Here is a 17374-nt window from a genome sequence, read left to right on the forward strand (position 1 = left end):
AAGTAACCCAAAAGCGTTTCGGGGCTGTTTTCTGTAAAACTGCTTTGAAACGCTTTCGTGTGAAGGACCAAGGTCTAGAAATCAAGTCGGCTATTTGCGAATAAAAGCCGTATGACTGACGGGAGAACTCCGGAAAAGCCAAGTGCCCCAAGGTATCTTGCTCACAATGAACTACTCCTGTTTAAGTGCTGTTTTCCCCGAGACAAGCCCGAAACGGCTATTTATTAACCAGTGCAAAAAAGGCATTTGTATTTTATAATTCAGATATTCTTGCTAATTTTGCGACTTGCAAAAAAAGAGGCAACGTGAAGGAGATTAAAAAATACGATATCAACCTCGTGAAGCTTGGCAACAAAAGCCATAGCTATGAGTTTGAGTTGGACAACCGCTTCTTTGAGTTGTTTGAGCAGGAGCTGATCCTGGGAGGCAACTTAAAGGCAGAGGTAGTGCTGCATAAGTCGGAGCTTCTTTTGCAGTTCGATTTCCACATCAAGGGAACGGTTCGCCTGACCTGCGACCGGAGCTTGGAGGAATTTGAGCATCCCCTGGAAGTAGAGCAAACCCTGCTCCTACGCTACGGTCCGGAGGATTTGGAACTGGATGTGAACGTGCTGCAGGTTACCCCTGACACCCAGTACATCAACATCGCCCAGCACCTGTATGATTACATTGGCTTGGCGGTACCCATGAAGAAACTGGCCCCCAGGTTTTTAGAAGAAGACCAAGAGAGAGAGGATGACCCAGAGGCAGAAGGCCTGCTGATCTACTCTACCGGCTCTGACGAAGATGATGAGGACGGCAATGACGATGATGACGAGGACGGTCCTGTAGACCCGCGCTTCGCCGCCCTTAAAAAGTTAAAATAAGTTTATAACCAATTTTGTAATAATTACCTGAGATGGCACATCCTAAGCGAAAAATCTCCAAAACCAGAAGAGATAAGAGAAGAACGCACGACAAAATCACTCCAAAAGCGATTTCTATCTGCCCTAACACCGGCGAGGTGCACCAATACCACAGAGCGTACGTGGTAGACGGCGATCTGTACCACAACGGTAAAGTGGCCATCAAAAATTATACCTCTGTTGCCTAGTAAAGCTTGCCTAGACAGGCTTTATTTTAGTTACTTGTAGGATAATTTACGAAACACGCTTTACATGAAAATAGCTCTGGATGCAATGGGAGGCGACTTCGCCCCCGAAGCAGTTGTAGAAGGCGCACTTTTAGCGGCTGAGACTTTGACGGATAAGGTTGAGATTTTCCTCATTGGAGACGAAGATACTATCCATAAACTCCTGCAAAAGCACGGCTACAAAGGTTCCAGAGTAAAGGTTGTTCACGCATCCCAGGTAATTGGGATGGGTGAACACCCTACCAAAGCCCTCACCCAAAAACCAGACTCCAGCATTGCGGTAGGGTACGGCATGCTGGCAACCAAAAAGGTAGACGCTTTCTGCAGCGCCGGCAACACCGGGGCCATGCTGGTAGGCGCGGTCTTCAGCGTGAAGCAGGTAGAGGGCATTCTAAGGCCAGCACTGGCCAGTTTTGTACCAAAGCTCACGGGCGGGTACGGCGTCATGCTGGACGTAGGCGCCATTGCCGACTGCAAACCCGAGATTCTGGAGCAGTTTGGCGAAATTGGTTCTATCTGCGCAAAATACCTCCTGGACATCAAGAAGCCCCGCGTGGGCCTCATGAACCTGGGCGAAGAGGAAGGCAAAGGCACCATGGTGACCCAACCCACGTACAAGCTCCTCAAAGAAAACACCTCCATCAACTTTATCGGGAACATTGAAGGACGCGACCTGTTCAACGACAAGGCCGACGTCATTGTGTGTGACGGGTTCACCGGTAACGTGCTCCTCAAAATGGCAGAGTCTATCTATGACATCCTGCAGGAGAAAAAGATGTCTGATCCATTTTTTGACCGCTTCAACTATGAGGCGGTAGGCGGCAGCCCTATCCTGGGCGTCAATGGCAATGCGGTCATTGGACACGGCGTCTCCAGCCCTACCGCTATCTGCAATATGCTGCACCTGGCCAATAAGATGGCGGAGTCGCATATTTCAGAAAAATTCAAGAAACACTTTAGCGCCTAGGTGCGCCCCTTCACCAGACTTTCCTTCAGAACGATATGAGCAAAATTACCGCCGCGATCACCGGTGTGAGCGGATATGCCCCCGAGTACGTGTTAACCAACCAGGAGTTGGAAACCATGGTAGAGACGAACGACGAATGGATCGTTAGCCGCACGGGAATCAAAGAAAGACGCATCCTGAAGGGCGAAGACCAGGGCACCTCCCAGATCGCCATTCCGGCCGTTCTGGACCTCCTTAAGAAAACCAACACCCAGCCAGAGGAAGTAGACCTGCTCATCTGCGCTACCACTACCCCAGACATGGTGTTCCCGGCCACGGCGAACATCATCTGCGCTGAGGTAGGTGCCGTGAACGCGTTTGGCTACGACCTGCAGGCCGCCTGCTCGGGGTTCCTGTTCGCGCTGGCTACCGGTGCCCAGTTCGTGGAGACCGGCAAATACAAGAAAGTCATCATCGTGGGTGCTGATAAAATGTCGGCCATTGTAGACTACACAGACCGCGCCACCTGCATCATCTTCGGGGACGGAGGCGGCGCTGTGATGCTGGAGCCCAACACCGAGGGACTTGGCGTACAGGACAGCATCCTGAAGTCTGACGGAAGCGGCGCCCAGTTCCTGCACATGAAAGCCGGTGGCTCGCGCCGTCCGGCCACGCAGGAAACGCTGGACAGAAGAGAGCACTACGCGTTCCAGGAAGGCCAGCAGGTATTCAAGTTTGCGGTGAAAGGCATGGCCGACGTGTCTGCCGAGATCATGGAACGGAACAACCTCACCGCCGACGATATTGCCTGGCTTGTACCGCACCAGGCAAACAAACGCATCATTGACGCCACCGCCAACCGCATGGGCGTGGGCCCTGATAAAGTCATGATCAACATCCAGAAATATGGCAATACCACCAGCGGCACCATTCCTTTGTGTCTGTGGGAGTATGAAGACCAACTCAAAAAGGGCGACAACGTGATTCTGGCCGCTTTTGGCGGTGGTTTCACCTGGGGATCCATTTATCTGAAGTGGGCCTATGACCCCAAGTAATCGCCTCGTTTTTAAGGCACTTTTCTAAAATAGATCAAAAAATTCGGCTATCTTTGGCCGAATTTTTTTATGTCCAATCGGGAGAAACCCGCAGGCATCTTAAACCGAAACACACTACAAACTATGGCAACTACCGCTGATTTCCGCAACGGGCTTTGCATTGAATTTAACGGTGACCTCTGGCTCATCTCCGAGTTTCAGCACGTGAAACCCGGCAAAGGTCCAGCCTTCGTCCGTACCAAATTAAAGAACATCAAAACCGGCAAAGTGGTGGACAACACCTTCACCGCCGGTGTGAAAGTAACCACGGCCCGCGTGGAGCAGCGCCCGCACCAGTACATCTTCAAAGATGACTATGGCTACAACTTCATGGACATGAATAGCTTTGAGCAGGTGACTTTGAATGAAAAACTGGTACCTTTCGCTGACTTGATGAAAGAAGGCCAGGAAGTGACCATCCTGTTCCACGCCGAAACCGAAACTCCGCTGACCGCCGAACTTCCTACGTATGTAGAGCTCACTATTACGTATACAGAACCCGGCATCAAAGGAGACACCGCTACCAACGCCTCTAAACCAGCCACTGTAGAAACAGGCGCGACTATCTCGGTTCCCTTGTTTATTGGGCAAGACGAAAAAATCAAGGTAGATACGCGTACCTATACCTACGCCGAACGAGTAAAATAAAACTATGAAAGCAAAGGAAATCCAAGAACTGATTGATTTCATCGCGAAATCGGGCCTGAACAAAGTTGACATTGAGACAGAAGAGTTCAAGATCTCTGTAGAACGCGAGGCGAGCCAGAAAGTGAAGTTTGTGCAAGGTGGTGCTCCGGCCCCTCAGGCGCCTGCTCCGCACCTGCCTGCCCCTGCGCCGCTTCCGGCTGCCGCTCCTGCTGCGCCAGCCGCCCCGGCCCAGCCCGCCGCTGATGACACCAGCAAATACATCACCATCAAAGCGCCCATGATTGGTACCCTGTACCGCTCTGCCAACCCAGAGTCACCGGCGTTTGTGAACGTGGGCGACGAGGTGAAAAAAGGCCAGGTGATCTGCATCATTGAAGCCATGAAACTGTTCAACGAAATTGAATCTGAGGTATCTGGCCGCATTGTAAAAGTACTGGTAGACAACGCCAGCCCGGTGGAGTACGACCAGCCGTTGTTCTTGGTAGATCCTAGCTAATGTGCTAAAACTGTAATGTGCTGATGTGCTAATTTTTGTGCGGAGGGATTGCTTTAAGATCAATCTTATACTTCCTTCCTCCCAATCATTGGTTTATCAGCACATTATTTTTATGAATCATTAGCACATGAGCACATCCAACAATTAGCACATTAAACTACATGTTCAAAAAAATACTGATTGCCAACCGTGGCGAAATTGCGCTGAGGGTTATCCGGACTTGTAAAGAAATGGGAATTAAAACGGTAGCCGTCTATTCTACCGCCGACAAGGAAAGCCTGCACGTGCGCTTCGCGGATGAAGCGGTGTGTATCGGCCCTGCTCCGTCTTCCCAGTCTTATCTCAACATCCCTAACCTGATTGCGGCCGCGGAGATCACCAACGCCGATGCCATTCACCCGGGCTACGGTTTCCTTTCTGAAAATGCCGAGTTTTCCAGAATCTGTGCCGAAAACGGCATCAAGTTCATTGGCGCAACCCCGGAGATGATCAACTCCATGGGAGATAAGTCCTCCGCGAAGGAATACATGAAGAAAGCCGGCGTGCCCACCATCCCAGGTTCTGAGGGTTTGTTGGCTTCTGCCGATCAAGGCAAGAAATTGGCGGCCAAGATCAAATATCCGGTGATTATCAAAGCCACGGCGGGTGGCGGTGGACGCGGCATGCGCATCATCAAATCGGCCGATGAGTTTGACAAAGCTTGGAACGATGCCCGCCAGGAAGCCAAAGCCGCTTTTGGCAACGACGGCATGTACCTGGAGAAATTCGTGGAGGAGCCGCGTCACATTGAGATTCAGATTGTGGGGGACCAGTACGGTGCCGTTTGCCACTTGTCTGAGCGTGATTGCAGCATCCAGCGCCGTCACCAGAAACTGATTGAGGAAACCCCTTCGCCGTTCATCTCAGATGAGTTGCGCGAGCGCATGGGCCAGGCGGCCATCGCCGGCGCCAAAGCCATTAACTACGAAGGCGTGGGTACCATTGAGTTCCTGGTGGACAAGCACAAGGATTTCTACTTCATGGAGATGAACACCCGTATTCAGGTGGAGCACCCCATCACCGAGGAAGTAGTGAATTATGACCTGATCAAAGAACAGATCAAGGTGGCCGCTGGCATTCCCATCTCAGGCAAGAACTACTACCCGCAAATGCACGCCATTGAGTGCCGCATCAACGCCGAGGACCCGAAAGCAGGTTTCCGCCCGAGCCCCGGTAAAATCAACGTGCTGCACATCCCCGGCGGACACGGGGTTCGCGTAGACACGCACGTATATGCGGGTTACACCATCCCGGCCAACTATGACTCTATGATCGCGAAGCTGATTGTGAGTGCGCAGACGCGGGAGGAAGCCATAGTGAAGATGAAGCGCGCTCTGAGTGAGTTTGTGATTGAAGGCGTGAAAACCACCATTCCTTTCCACCTGGCCATGATGGACGACAAAAACTTCAACGAAGGTGATTTTACCACCAGCTACCTGGATACCTACGATTTTGCGAACGTTTAGGAACGTTCGTTTATAAAGCAGAAAAGCAGCCTCATGGGCTGCTTTTCTGCTTTATAAACGGCTTACCGTCAAAAAGAACCGCCTGTTTCTAGCCTATTTTAAGAAAACAAGCTGAAAACGGGCGGTTTTACATATAAGGGAAAGCTTATTTCACCATAGATTCTTTGGCAACCATCTCGTCCAGTTCATTGAACCATTGCTCCCCATATTTCCGGATCAACGGCTCACGCAGGAACTTGTAGACGGGCACGCCTAACTCTAGCCCGAAGGAACAGGCCGGGTTGCAGATTTCCCAGCGGTCATAATTCAAAGCCTCAAAACCATCGTACTTGGTGATTCTGATGGGATATAGGTGGCAGGAGATAGGCTTCTTCCAGGAGATTTTACCGTCCAGGTAGGCCTGTTCAATGGCGCACTTGAGGGTGAGGTTTTCGTCATAGATGGCGTAGGCGCACTCGCGGTCCCCGATGGTGGGCGTGCTGTAGTCGCCTTCAAAGTCCTCCACAAATAGGCCTTGTTCATTAACCGCTTGAATGCCCTCCTGAGACATATAAGGCATTACGTGTTCGTAGGCATCGGCTAGGAGGGGCAGTTCGTCTTTGTCAAGGGGGGCGCCCAGGTCACCTTCCACGCAGCAGGCGCCTTTGCATTTCTCCAGATTACAGACAAAGAACTTGTCTTTGAGGTCATCTGAGAGAACAGTATTTTGTAGTACAATCATGAGCTAATTCTTACAGCAGAAAGACAAAAGTACCGCTATTTAAGTTCGGGGGCAAAAAGGGAATAAGAATATTAAAGCCATTGCCAAGAGCGTTTTCAGCCTCTTTTGTAGCAAATAGGTCAAAACGGAAACCTGGCTCCTCCTTTGGTTCAGCCTTGGCCACAGATTGGTAACATTCAGCCAAATTGAATTACCGCAAACTGTGTTAGCCATGGTAAATACCGTGACACCTTACCCAAGTTCCAGCTATAATACACCCTGCGGTCTTATGACTTTCCTACCAAGTATGGCACTCATTTATCATTTAACTATACTAAGATGATTTTGTGGTTTAAAAATGATAGATTGGGTTTTCATATATAGATTTTGTTCAGATGCCCCCTGCCCTGCTGCCTATACTGAAGGTGAAGCTACTTTTCTTTGCGCTCCTTCTTTTCGCCGTTTCTTTTGATGGATTGGCTCAAACCGTCCAATCTGCCTCCCCTACCCCGCAAAACCAGCCCAGCTACCCCATCAGCCTTTACCGGCAGGCCACCAAAACCGAGTCGCACCTGTTGAACGGACCCGAGTACGTGGACTACCGCAAGGTGAACCGCGTGGGGCATCAGTTCTTTCTGCAAGACCAGAAAGCCCCGGGCAGCGTGCTCTATGATGGTTCCTGGTACCATGACGTGCCCATGTTGTATGATCTGGTTTTAGACCAGGTGGTGATTGTTTCCAACGGCTTCTTGATGCAGAAATTGATCCAGGAGAAAGTAGATGCTTTTGTGTTGGGTAAACACCTGTTTGTAGCCGTGACGGCGCAGGACTCTGCCAGTAATTCCGCCCTACCTGTGGGGTTCTATGATGTACTCCACGACGGCAACACCAAACTGCTAGCCAAAAGAATAAAGCTGAGGACCTTTGCCATTGAGGAAATGAAGGAGGTGGAGCATTATGATGTGGAGGACAAGTTCTTTGTGAAGAAAGGCAATGGCTATCACCAGGTTAGCGGCGGTAAATCGGTGTACAAGGTGTTTGGCGATAAAAAGAAAGAGCTGAAGAAGTACGCCCGTGCCCAGAAGCTGAACTTCCGGAAGGCAAGGGAAGCTTCCCTCCTGGCCCTTGTGCTACAGTATGACGCCCTCCAGAAATAACATGAACCTAAGTTCCTTCACCGCTAAGACCTTTTCCCTCTCCCCTTTTGCTTGTATGAATCACCTTTACCGCATCGCGTTTTTCCTTTTAGTGTTGCTCCTGTCGGGGAAAACGGTTTGCAGCGCCCAGGTTGTCCCGGAGACGTTCCTGACGGTGGACCTCAAGCAAGCCCCTTTCCAGGATTTGATTAAGGCGGTGGAAGCCCAAAGCAAGTACCGTTTCTATTTTGAACCCGAGACGGTGGATAGCTTCCTGGTTTCGGTGCAGGCCACGCAGCAGCCGCTGAGCAGTATTTTGGAGAAAGCAGTAAGCGGCACCAACCTGAAATTCGCCATCACAGAGCAGGGCCATGTGCTCTTGACCCAAGGCAAGGACTTTATGGCCAATCTGCCTGATGGCTTTTTCAGAAGAGATACACCAATAAACAGCAGTGGGCAACGTCTGGCCGCAGCGGGCGCAAACACCAAGCCGTACGTAGCTGGGGAAACATCCCGGAAGAAAGCCGTCTCAGAGGCCAAACTCTATGAAATTGGGGTAAAACGCGAAAACGCCACCGGAAACGCCAACCTGGCCGGTCACCTCCGCGATGCCAACTCCGGGGAGCCAATTATCGGGGCCTCGGTGTACATACAGTCGCCATTACTGGCCACCACCACAGACCAGTATGGATACTTCTCCCTCACCCTGCCCGTAGGCCAACACGAACTGCTCATCAGGGGCATCGGGATCAAGAACTCTAAACGCCGCCTGGCTATCTATTCAGACGGAAAGCTGGACATTGAGGTAGAAGAAGACGTGCGATCCCTGAAAGAGGTGCTGGTAGAGGCCGAGAAAGACCGCAACGTGGCCGGCATGCAGATGGGCATGGAGCGCCTGGACATGCGCGCCATCAAACAGGTGCCGACGGCTTTCGGGGAGACCGATATTCTGCGGGTGGTGCTCACCTTGCCGGGGGTAAAATCGGTGGGAGAAGGCAGCACGGGCATGAACGTGCGCGGCGGCTCCACCGACCAGAACCTCATACTTTTCAACGATGCCACCGTTTACAACCCCTCGCATTTGTTCGGGTTCTTTTCGGCTTTCAACCCCGATATCGTGAAAGCGGTGGAACTACACAAAAGCAACATCCCGGCCCGGTACGGCGGACGCCTTTCCTCGGTGTTGGAGGTGACCACCCGTGACGGGAATAAGAAGAAGCTGGCTGGTTCCGGTGGAATCGGGCTGCTAACCAGCCGCCTGACCTTGGAAGGCCCCATTAGCAAAGACAAAACCTCTTTTTTGGTGGCCGGCCGAAGCACATATTCAGACTGGCTGTTAAAGAAGCTGCCCCAGGAGACGTTCAAGAAAAGCTCAGCCTCGTTCTACGACCTCAATGCCCAGATCAACCACGAGTTCGACAGCAAGAACACGCTGTACCTTTCGGGGTACTTCAGCAAAGACAAGTTCCGGTTGGGCAGCGACTCCCTGTACAACTTCACTAACCGGAATGCGAGCGTAAAATGGAAGCATATCTTCCACAACAAGCTGTACAGTGTGCTTACCGGTGGCTACAGCCACTACGGTTATGGCGTGAATGCCGAAAATAACCCGGTAAACGCCTCGAAAATGGCTTTTGAAATGAACCAGGTGAACCTCCAAGCCGATTTCAACTACTTTTTGAGCAGCAAACACACCGTTGACTTCGGGGCCAGTTCCATCCTGTATAACGTGTCGCCGGGCAGTCTGCAGCCAGTGGGCTCTGAATCCTTGATTACCCCGGATGTGCTGCAACGCGAGAAAGCCCTGGAGAGCGCGGTCTACGTCTCTGACCAGATAGACATTTCGCCGCGGTTCTCGCTGTACCTGGGCCTTCGGTATTCCATGTTCAACGCTTTGGGGCCGCGGGAAACCTACCTTTATGCGCCTAACGTGCCCAAAACGGAAAGCAGCATCCTGGACACGCTTTCCTACGGATCAGGCAAGTCGCTGGCAACTTATCATGGGCCCGAGTACCGGCTGTCGGCTAGGTTTGGACTTACGGACCATTCTTCGGTGAAGATGAGCTTCAACCGGATGCGCCAGTACATCCACATGCTTTCCAATACGGCTACCATGTCCCCTACCGATACCTGGAAACTGAGCGATGCGAACATCCGGCCGCAGGTGGGCGATCAGGTAGCATTGGGCTATTACCAGAACTTCCGGGCCAACACCGTGGAGTTCTCGGTGGAAGGTTACTACAAAAAGATGAAGGACTTCCTGGATTACCGCAACGGGGCCACCATCATCCTCAACCATCATATTGAGACCGATGTGGCCAATGCTGAGGGCAAAGCCTACGGGGTGGAGGTCATGCTGAAGAAACTCACCGGCAAGCTCAACGGCTGGGTGAGCTACACCTACTCCCGCACGCTGGTGCGCCTGAACAACCCAGCGGTGTCTGAGATCATCAACCAGGGCAACTGGTACCCCAGCAACTTTGACAAACCGCACGATGTCACGCTCATCAGCAATTACCGGTTCAGCCAGCGGTTCAGTACCTCGCTGAATTTCACCTACAGCACCGGAAGGCCCATCACCTTGCCCATTGCCAAGTACACCGACGGCAACGTGCAGCGCATCTTCTACTCAGACCGCAACCAGTACCGCGTCCCTGATTATTACCGCGTGGACTTCGCCATGAACATTGAGGGAAACCACAAGGTGAGGAAACTGGCCCACAGTTCCTGGACTTTGGCCGTGTACAACCTGACGGGCCGCAAGAACCCTTACTCGGTGTACTTCCGGTCAGACAACGGAAAAATCAAAGGCTACAAGCTCTCCATCTTCGGGCAGCCCATCCCCACCATTACCTATAACTTCAGATTCTAATGCGTTTTCATATAATCAGCCTCAAAACAGCTTTTTACTGGCTCTGCCTTCTTTTTCTGGCTGCCTGCGAGGAACCCTACAACCCCGAGGTAATTGAAAGCTCCAATAAATTTCTGGTAGTGAGCGGCTTCATCAACAGCAACGGCCCTACCACCATCCTGCTGTCGCGCACCCAGAACCTGTCAGAGTCCAGCGCACCTCAAAAGGAAACAAACGCCACCGTAACGGTGGAGGAAGAAAACGGCGAGAAATTCCCGCTAATGGAAATCGCCGCCGGCACCTATTCCAGCAACGCCTTGGCCCTGAACCCAGCCAAAAAGTACCGCCTGTTCATCAAGGCCTCAGGAAAAGAATACGCCTCTGAGTATGTGACGGTACAACAGACCCCGGCCATTGATGCCGTGACCTGGGAGGCTGCCTCAGACGGCTTGCAGATAAAAGTGAGCACCCATGATGACCGGAACAGCACCCGCTATTACCGCTGGGAGTACGAAGAATCTTGGGAGTATTTGTCTTTCTACCATTCGGTGATTGAGTACGTGAACGGGCAGATCATGGACCGTACCCCAGATAAAATGATTAACCTCTGCTACCGGTTCAATAATTCCACCAGCATCCAGATTGGCAATACTTTGAAGTTGAGCCAAGATGTGGTGAGCAATTTCCCTCTGGTGAAGGTCCCCGCCAACTCAGACAAACTGGACCGCAAATACAGCATCCTGGTAAAGCAGTATGCCCAGACAAAGGAATCATACGAGTACTGGGAAGCCCTCCGGAAGAACACCGAGAGCCTGGGTTCCCTCTTTGATCCGCTCCCCACCCAGCTTACCGGCAACATCCGCTGCCTGACCTCGCCGGAAGAGCCCGTCATTGGGTACGTGAGTGTCTCCTCCGTCACGGAGAAAAGAATCTTTGTCACCGATACTGAGTTGCCGCCCAGCTACCGGGCACCTTCCCCCGCCTGCTCTTTTGACACCGTGTTCCTGGGCGAGGAAGCCGCGTATTTCGGCGGTGGATCCAACATTCCCATAGACCGCATCATAACTAACGACAGGGTATTGATTGGGTACGGGGGAGCTTCTAAACCTTGCGTGGATTGCCGCACTTTGGGCACCACCGCCAAACCCGCTTACTGGGAATAACAAATGGTCAGCATGAATTCACCAATGGAACATACACAATCATTGTCGGCCTGCAGATTTCTGAAAACCCGTTTTGGCGCTCCTTTCAGGAAAACAGGCTATAAACTCGCCTTCGCTTTAAGCCTCCTAGGCTTGGCTGCGGGCCAGAGCATCGCGCAAACCAAATCTTTTCCCAGGTTGGTTTACGAGTTTCAGGAGCACGGCAAAAAAGCCTTCCAGGAAAAGGTCTTCCTGCATTTGGACCGGCCGGCCTACGCCTGCGGCGAGACCATGTGGTTCAAGGTGTACAACGTTGATGGCATGCGTCACCAACCTTTAGATATGAGCAAAGTGGCCTACGTGGAAGTCTTGGATGCCGGCCAAAAGCCGGTACTCCAGGGCAAAATCTCCTTAAAAAAAGGCACCGGTAGTGGATCGTTGGTATTGCCGGTGACGCTGGAGCCGGGTAATTATACCGTGCGGGCCTATACCAACTGGATGAAGAACTTCAGCCCCGCCTATTATTTCCAGCAGCCCGTTACCATCATCAACACCTTCCAGCCACTGGGTTTGAAAAGTGCCGCAGACACCGCTGCCTACGCGATTCAGTTTTTCCCTGAGGGCGGAAATCTGGTGCAGGGTCTGCCCAGCAAAGTGGCCTTCAAAGCTACCAACAGCAAAACCGGCAAAGGCGCTTCCTTCCAGGGCGAGGTGCTGGACAAAGCAGGGAAAGTAGTTGCCAGTTTCCAGCCTGCAAGATCCGGAATCGGCAACTTCAGCTTCACGCCCTCGGGTGCCGGGGAATACACGGCCGTGGTGAGGTTTGCCGGCGGGAAAACCATCCGGCAGAAACTGCCGCAGGTGCAGGCACAGGGATTTTCCCTTAGGGTAGAGGAAAGCAAACCGGGTCAGTTACAGATTACGGCCCAAGGCAACCAACAAGAGCCAGAACAGCTGTATCTCTTGGGCCATACGCGCGGCACGGTAGCGGTAGCTGCCACGGCCACCCTGCAGAACGGCAAGGCTTTGTTTTCGGTGCAGAAAGATTCGATGGCGGCCGGCATCACGCATTTCACGCTTTTTAACGGACAGCACAAACCCGTAGCTGAGCGTCTTTTCTTTACCACTCCCACCCGTGGGCTGGAGATTGAAACCACATTGAGCAAGCCCCAGTTCGGGCCGCGTGAGAAAGTCACCATGGACTTGCTCACGCAAAGCAAGCCAGGTACTCCTACTGCCGCTAACCTTTCCCTGGCCGTTTTCCGCAACGATAACCTCCAAGCCACTGACCCTGCCGATATCAGAGCCTACCTCTACTTGACCTCAGATCTGAAAGGCACGGTGGAGAACCCATCGGCTTACTTCACCCAAACCGGTCCGCAGGCCGAGGAAGCCCTGGACAACCTGATGCTGACGCACGGCTGGAGCCGCTTCACCTGGGAGGAGGTGCTGAATCCGCAAATAACCAATTACGCATTCGTGCCGGAATACGGCGGGCACCTGATCCGGGGAAAAGTCACCCACAGCATCACCGGCGCCTCCGTCAAGGACATCAGGACGTACCTGGCGGCACCGGGCCGAAACGTGCGGTTCTACAGCAGTGTCAGTGCCCCAGACGGCTCCGTGTTGTTTGAGGCCAAGGACTTCTTCGGGCCCAAGGAGGTAGTGGTGCAGACCAATTGGCTTAAAGACAGCACCTACCATTTCCAGCTTTTAAACCCGTTTTCTGAAAAACAGGCTGAAAACAACCTTCATGCCTTGGACCTCAGCGAGAACCTGAAAGAAGCCATTCTGCTGCGCCACCACGATGTACAGGCCCAGAACATCTACTTTGAGCGAAACCTGAACCGGTTCAAAGCCCCCGGCATTGACAGCATTTCCTTCTACGGCAAACCAGACCAGCAATTCCTGCTGGACGACTTCACCCGCTTTAAAGTAATGGAGGAGGTGATGCGGGAGTACGTGCCCGGCGTGATGGTGCGGAAGCGGCGCGATGGGTTCCACTTTCTGGTGATGGACCTGACCAACGACCGGTTTTTCCAGGAAGACCCGCTGGTGCTTCTGGACGGCGTACCGGTTTTTGACATAGACCAGATCATGGCCTTTGATCCGCTCAAGGTCAGGAAACTGGAGGTGATGACGGGCAAATACTACAACGGTTCTCTGGTGTCTAGCGGCGTGGTGAGCTACACCACCTATAAGGGCGACCTGGCCGGTTTTCCGGTAGATACGCGCGCCCTGCTGCAGGAATACGAAGGCCTCCAGCTCCAGCGTGAGTTCTACGCCCCTACTTATGACACCGAGGAGCAGAAACTCAGCCGCCTACCCGACTGGCGCAACCTCCTCTACTGGTCCCCGGACCTGACCACCGAGGCCACCGGCAAAGCCACCGCCCAATTCTACACCGGGGACCAGGCCGGTACTTACACCGTGGTGGTGCAGGGCCTCACCAAAGACGGTTTGCCCGGCAGCAAGATAATTTCCTTTGAGGTGAAGAAACCGCTGTAGAGAATAGGGCCGGTCGTTTAGGGCAAGATATTCAGAAACCAGGCTGAAAACGGAGTCAGGAAATGCGACTTTATTCCGTAATTTTGTGTTCTCCCTGAAGAAAGAATATTTGTGAGCATGGATTACCTGAAACTCCTGAATGAGTCACAGCGTGCAGCTGTTTTAAATACTGAGGGCCCCTGTATGATCATTGCGGGTGCGGGCTCGGGCAAGACCCGGGTGCTAACCTACCGCATCGCGCATTTGCTGGAAAAGGGGATTGATCCGTTCAACATCCTCTCCCTCACCTTTACCAACAAGGCGGCCAAAGAGATGCGCGGCCGGATTGAGAAAGTGGTGGGCCCCGAGGCCAAGAACCTTTGGATGGGAACCTTCCACTCCGTTTTCTCGCGCATCCTGCGGGCAGAGGCCCAGAAGATTGGCTATCCCAGCCACTTCACCATCTATGACTCCGATGACTCCAAAACCCTCATCCGGAACATCGTGAAGGAGATGAACCTGGACGATAAGCTCTACAAGCCCAACATGGTGCTGGGGCGGATCTCGGCGGCCAAAAACAAACTGATCTCCGTGGCCCAGTACCTCAGAGACCCGGCCATCCAAGCTGATGACGAGGCAGCCCTGCGCCCGAAAATAGGCCAGATTTTTAAAATCTACGCTGAACGCTGCTTCAAGGCGGGCGCCATGGATTTTGACGATTTGCTCTTCAACACCAACGTGCTCTTTAGAGACCACGTGGACGTGCTCAACAAGTATCAGCACATCTTCAAATACGTGATGGTGGATGAGTACCAGGATACAAACTATAGCCAGTACCTCATCACCCGCAAACTCTCTGCGAAGGACCGTAACATCTGCGTGGTGGGTGACGATGCCCAAAGTATCTACGCCTTCCGCGGCGCCGATATCCAGAACATCTTAAACTTTGAGCGCGATTACCCAGAGCTGGAGGTGTTTAAGCTGGAGCAGAACTACCGTTCTACCCAGCACATTGTGAAGGCGGCCAACAGCGTGATCAAGAACAACAAGGCCCAGCTGCGCAAAAGCGTGTTCTCTGAGAACGAGGAAGGCCAGCTCATTGACGTGATCAAAGCCAGCTCTGACAACGAGGAAGGAAAACTGGTGGCGCATGCCATCTTTGAGGAGAAGATGAACCACCACCTCTCCTACGAGGATTTTGCCATCTTGTACCGCACCAACGCCCAGTCGCGGGCGATGGAAGAGGCCCTGCGCAAGATGAACATCAAGTACCGAATTGTGGGCGGTCTGTCATTTTACCAGCGCAAGGAAATTAAGGACTTGATCTCGTATTTGCGTCTGGCCATCAACCACAACGATGAGCAAGCCCTGCGTCGCGTGATCAACTATCCAAAGCGCGGGATTGGAGATACGACCATTGAAAAACTCATCGTCACGGCCAACGAGACCAACCACAGCATCTGGGAAGTGGTGAGCCACGCGAACCAGTTGGTAGGCGGACGCGCCGGGGTGGCCATCCAGGAGTTTGCAACCAAGATCAAGAGCTTCGCGGTCATTGCCCAGGAGAAAGACGCCTTTGAGGCCGCTACCTACATTGCCAAGCACTCTGGGCTGGTAGATGACCTGTACGCTGATAAATCTGTGGAAGGACTGGCCCGCTACGAGAACATCCAGGAATTGCTGAATGCGATCAAGGAGTTTGTGGACGATCCGGAGAAAGAAGACAACTCGCTGGCCCTGTTCCTGCAAGACATCGCCCTGCTCACCGATACGGATACGAAGAAAGAGGAAGAAGGTGAGTACGTAACCATGATGACCATCCACTCGGCCAAAGGTCTGGAGTTCCGGAACGTGTTCATCGTGGGTATGGAAGAGAACCTGTTCCCGAGCCAGATGATGCTGCAGTCGCGCGCTGATTTGGAGGAGGAACGCCGCCTGTTCTACGTGGCCATCACCCGCGCCGAGAAAAAGCTGACCCTCTCCTACGCCACCAGCCGCTACCAGTGGGGGAACCTGCGGGCCGCCGAGAAAAGCCGGTTCATTGATGAGATTGACCCTACCTTCCTGAACTTCAAGTTTGGCGATGAGCGCGGGCCGTTTGAGAAAGTATTGCAACGCAAAACCCCGGTGGCGCAGCTCATCTCCCCGGCCAAAAAACCTGCCGCGGCCCCTTCCTACAATCCGCCTGCGGACTTCACCCCAAGCGACACGTCTAACCTAACGGCCGGGATGCGCGTAGAGCACCCTAAGTTTGGGTTTGGCACCGTCACCAAGATGGACACCCAGGGCAATTCTACCAAAGCCATCATTGAGTTTGAAGGCGTGGGCGAGAAAACCCTGCTCCTGAGCTTTGCCAAGCTGCGCATTCACGCGTAACGCGTCGCACGTAGCGGGTATCAGGTAGCAAGAACATCGCTAATACAAATACAGAGAGAACATCCAATCCGTTTTAGGCCTCCATTTCTAAAAAAAGGCCTAAAACGGATGTTCTTTTGTGATGATACTTGGTGCACGATACGTGATACGAACAAAAAATTCCTAATTTTGACTTTGCAACATATTCCATCACATGGTAGCCAGTTCCACATTTAAACAAGAGCTTTTGCTGCGGGAGTACGGCCGCAACGTGCAGAACATTGTTCAGTACATCCTCACGGTAGAAGACCGGGGCAAGCGTACGCAGTTGGCGCAATTGCTCGTGAACCTTATGGGTCGCCTGAACCCCAACGTAAAGGACATTCAGGATGCCCAGCAAACGCTCTGGAACCACTTGTATGTGATGTCTGACGGCAAACTGGAGGTGGACGCGCCTTTTACCCTGAGCGCCATGGAATACCTCAATGACAAGCCGCAGCGGGTAGATTACCCTGTGCAGAACCCCAGGTTCAAGCACTACGGTACCAACCTGGAGCGCCTCATTGACAAAGCCAAGCAGATCAGCGATCCGCAGGAACGGGAGGCCGCCATCATCTCCATCGGGAAACTGATGAAGGTGCTGTACCGCACCTACAACAAAGACAGCGTGACCGATGAGGTGATCCTGGAAAACCTCCGCGACCTGTCTAAAGGCGACCTGGATTTGGATGCTTCGCTCCTGGAAAAAGGAAATCTGTTTGAAAGTACCGTAAAGGCGCCGCAAGGCCCCGGTAACAACTACCAGAACAACAACCAGAAGTACAAGAACAACAACCAGAACAAAAATCAGAATCAGAACAGAAGTAAGAATAAATAAGAACG

The 17374-nt window shown here is 52.6% G+C and carries 14 protein-coding genes; 13 read left to right on the forward strand and 1 reads right to left on the reverse strand.

All coding sequences use genetic code 11. The features are described 5' to 3' along the window. Positions 1 to 305: 305 nt before the first annotated feature. From FOA19_RS15495 to accC, 7 genes are all read left to right on the forward strand, one after another. The gene (locus FOA19_RS15495) at positions 306 to 866 is read left to right on the forward strand and encodes a YceD family protein (RefSeq protein ID WP_149091682.1); all 561 of its coding nucleotides are present in this window, start codon (positions 306 to 308) and stop codon (positions 864 to 866) included. 32 nt (positions 867 to 898) lie between these two features. Next, complete coding sequence (gene rpmF / locus FOA19_RS15500) at positions 899 to 1093, forward strand: 50S ribosomal protein L32 (protein WP_062544815.1); 195 nt, start codon at positions 899 to 901, stop codon at positions 1091 to 1093. A 64-nt stretch (positions 1094 to 1157) separates the two neighbouring features. Further along, positions 1158 to 2099, forward strand: coding sequence for a phosphate acyltransferase PlsX (gene plsX, locus FOA19_RS15505; RefSeq protein ID WP_149091683.1), 942 nt, complete (start codon positions 1158 to 1160; stop codon positions 2097 to 2099). A gap of 35 nt (positions 2100 to 2134) precedes the next feature. Continuing rightward, positions 2135 to 3133 carry a beta-ketoacyl-ACP synthase III gene (locus FOA19_RS15510; RefSeq protein WP_149091684.1) on the forward strand — a complete coding sequence of 333 codons (999 nt, stop codon included), beginning with the start codon at positions 2135 to 2137 and terminating at the stop codon, positions 3131 to 3133. A 123-nt stretch (positions 3134 to 3256) separates the two neighbouring features. Next, on the forward strand, positions 3257 to 3820 hold the full coding sequence (gene efp, locus FOA19_RS15515) for an elongation factor P (RefSeq protein ID WP_149091685.1): 564 nt from the start codon (positions 3257 to 3259) through the stop codon (positions 3818 to 3820). Positions 3821 to 3824: 4 nt separating this feature from the next. Then, the gene (gene accB / locus FOA19_RS15520) at positions 3825 to 4316 is read left to right on the forward strand and encodes an acetyl-CoA carboxylase biotin carboxyl carrier protein (protein WP_149091686.1); all 492 of its coding nucleotides are present in this window, start codon (positions 3825 to 3827) and stop codon (positions 4314 to 4316) included. A gap of 161 nt (positions 4317 to 4477) precedes the next feature. Then, positions 4478 to 5821 (forward strand): acetyl-CoA carboxylase biotin carboxylase subunit, encoded by a 1344-nt coding sequence (accC, locus tag FOA19_RS15525; RefSeq protein ID WP_149091687.1) that lies wholly within the window; start codon positions 4478 to 4480, stop codon positions 5819 to 5821. Between the two features lie 145 nt (positions 5822 to 5966). On the opposite strand, the gene FOA19_RS15530 is transcribed toward accC, so the two are convergent. Next, entirely contained in the window at positions 5967 to 6542 is a 576-nt protein-coding gene (locus FOA19_RS15530) for a DUF3109 family protein (protein WP_149091688.1), read from the reverse strand. Between the two features lie 374 nt (positions 6543 to 6916). Between FOA19_RS15530 and FOA19_RS15535 the strand changes: the two genes are divergently transcribed. The 6 genes from FOA19_RS15535 (at position 6917) to FOA19_RS15560 (ending at position 17369) form a co-directional block, all read left to right on the forward strand. Continuing rightward, complete coding sequence (locus tag FOA19_RS15535; RefSeq protein WP_223808924.1) at positions 6917 to 7678, forward strand: hypothetical protein; 762 nt, start codon at positions 6917 to 6919, stop codon at positions 7676 to 7678. A gap of 55 nt (positions 7679 to 7733) precedes the next feature. Further along, positions 7734 to 10529 (forward strand): TonB-dependent receptor, encoded by a 2796-nt coding sequence (locus FOA19_RS15540; protein ID WP_149091690.1) that lies wholly within the window; start codon positions 7734 to 7736, stop codon positions 10527 to 10529. Beyond that, positions 10529 to 11671 (forward strand): DUF4249 domain-containing protein, encoded by a 1143-nt coding sequence (locus FOA19_RS15545; RefSeq protein WP_149091691.1) that lies wholly within the window; start codon positions 10529 to 10531, stop codon positions 11669 to 11671. Before FOA19_RS15540 ends, FOA19_RS15545 begins: the two co-directional genes overlap by 1 nt. A gap of 24 nt (positions 11672 to 11695) precedes the next feature. Further along, positions 11696 to 14158, forward strand: coding sequence for a hypothetical protein (locus FOA19_RS15550; protein ID WP_149091692.1), 2463 nt, complete (start codon positions 11696 to 11698; stop codon positions 14156 to 14158). Between the two features lie 117 nt (positions 14159 to 14275). Beyond that, complete coding sequence (locus FOA19_RS15555; protein ID WP_149091693.1) at positions 14276 to 16513, forward strand: ATP-dependent helicase; 2238 nt, start codon at positions 14276 to 14278, stop codon at positions 16511 to 16513. Positions 16514 to 16706: 193 nt separating this feature from the next. Further along, on the forward strand, positions 16707 to 17369 hold the full coding sequence (locus FOA19_RS15560) for a DUF4290 domain-containing protein (RefSeq protein ID WP_149091694.1): 663 nt from the start codon (positions 16707 to 16709) through the stop codon (positions 17367 to 17369). Positions 17370 to 17374: the final 5 nt, after the last annotated feature.

It is taken from the genome of Rufibacter hautae (assembly GCF_008271695.1).
Lineage (GTDB): Bacteria > Bacteroidota > Bacteroidia > Cytophagales > Hymenobacteraceae > Nibribacter > Nibribacter hautae.

Bases quoted from the DNA above. Each gene is read 5' to 3' on its own strand.
- FOA19_RS15540 (WP_149091690.1), top strand. From the start codon at position 7,734: ATGAATCACCTTTACCGCATCGCGTTTTTCCTTTTAGTGTTGCTCCTG.
- efp (WP_149091685.1), top strand. From the start codon at position 3,257: ATGGCAACTACCGCTGATTTCCGCAACGGGCTTTGCATTGAATTTAAC.
- rpmF (WP_062544815.1), top strand. From the start codon at position 899: ATGGCACATCCTAAGCGAAAAATCTCCAAAACCAGAAGAGATAAGAGA.
- FOA19_RS15550 (WP_149091692.1), top strand. From the start codon at position 11,696: ATGGAACATACACAATCATTGTCGGCCTGCAGATTTCTGAAAACCCGT.
- FOA19_RS15545 (WP_149091691.1), top strand. From the start codon at position 10,529: ATGCGTTTTCATATAATCAGCCTCAAAACAGCTTTTTACTGGCTCTGC.
- plsX (WP_149091683.1), top strand. From the start codon at position 1,158: ATGAAAATAGCTCTGGATGCAATGGGAGGCGACTTCGCCCCCGAAGCA.
- FOA19_RS15530 (WP_149091688.1), bottom strand. From the start codon at position 6,542: ATGATTGTACTACAAAATACTGTTCTCTCAGATGACCTCAAAGACAAG.
- FOA19_RS15555 (WP_149091693.1), top strand. From the start codon at position 14,276: ATGGATTACCTGAAACTCCTGAATGAGTCACAGCGTGCAGCTGTTTTA.
- FOA19_RS15560 (WP_149091694.1), top strand. From the start codon at position 16,707: ATGGTAGCCAGTTCCACATTTAAACAAGAGCTTTTGCTGCGGGAGTAC.
- FOA19_RS15510 (WP_149091684.1), top strand. From the start codon at position 2,135: ATGAGCAAAATTACCGCCGCGATCACCGGTGTGAGCGGATATGCCCCC.
- accB (WP_149091686.1), top strand. From the start codon at position 3,825: ATGAAAGCAAAGGAAATCCAAGAACTGATTGATTTCATCGCGAAATCG.
- FOA19_RS15535 (WP_223808924.1), top strand. From the start codon at position 6,917: ATGCCCCCTGCCCTGCTGCCTATACTGAAGGTGAAGCTACTTTTCTTT.
- accC (WP_149091687.1), top strand. From the start codon at position 4,478: ATGTTCAAAAAAATACTGATTGCCAACCGTGGCGAAATTGCGCTGAGG.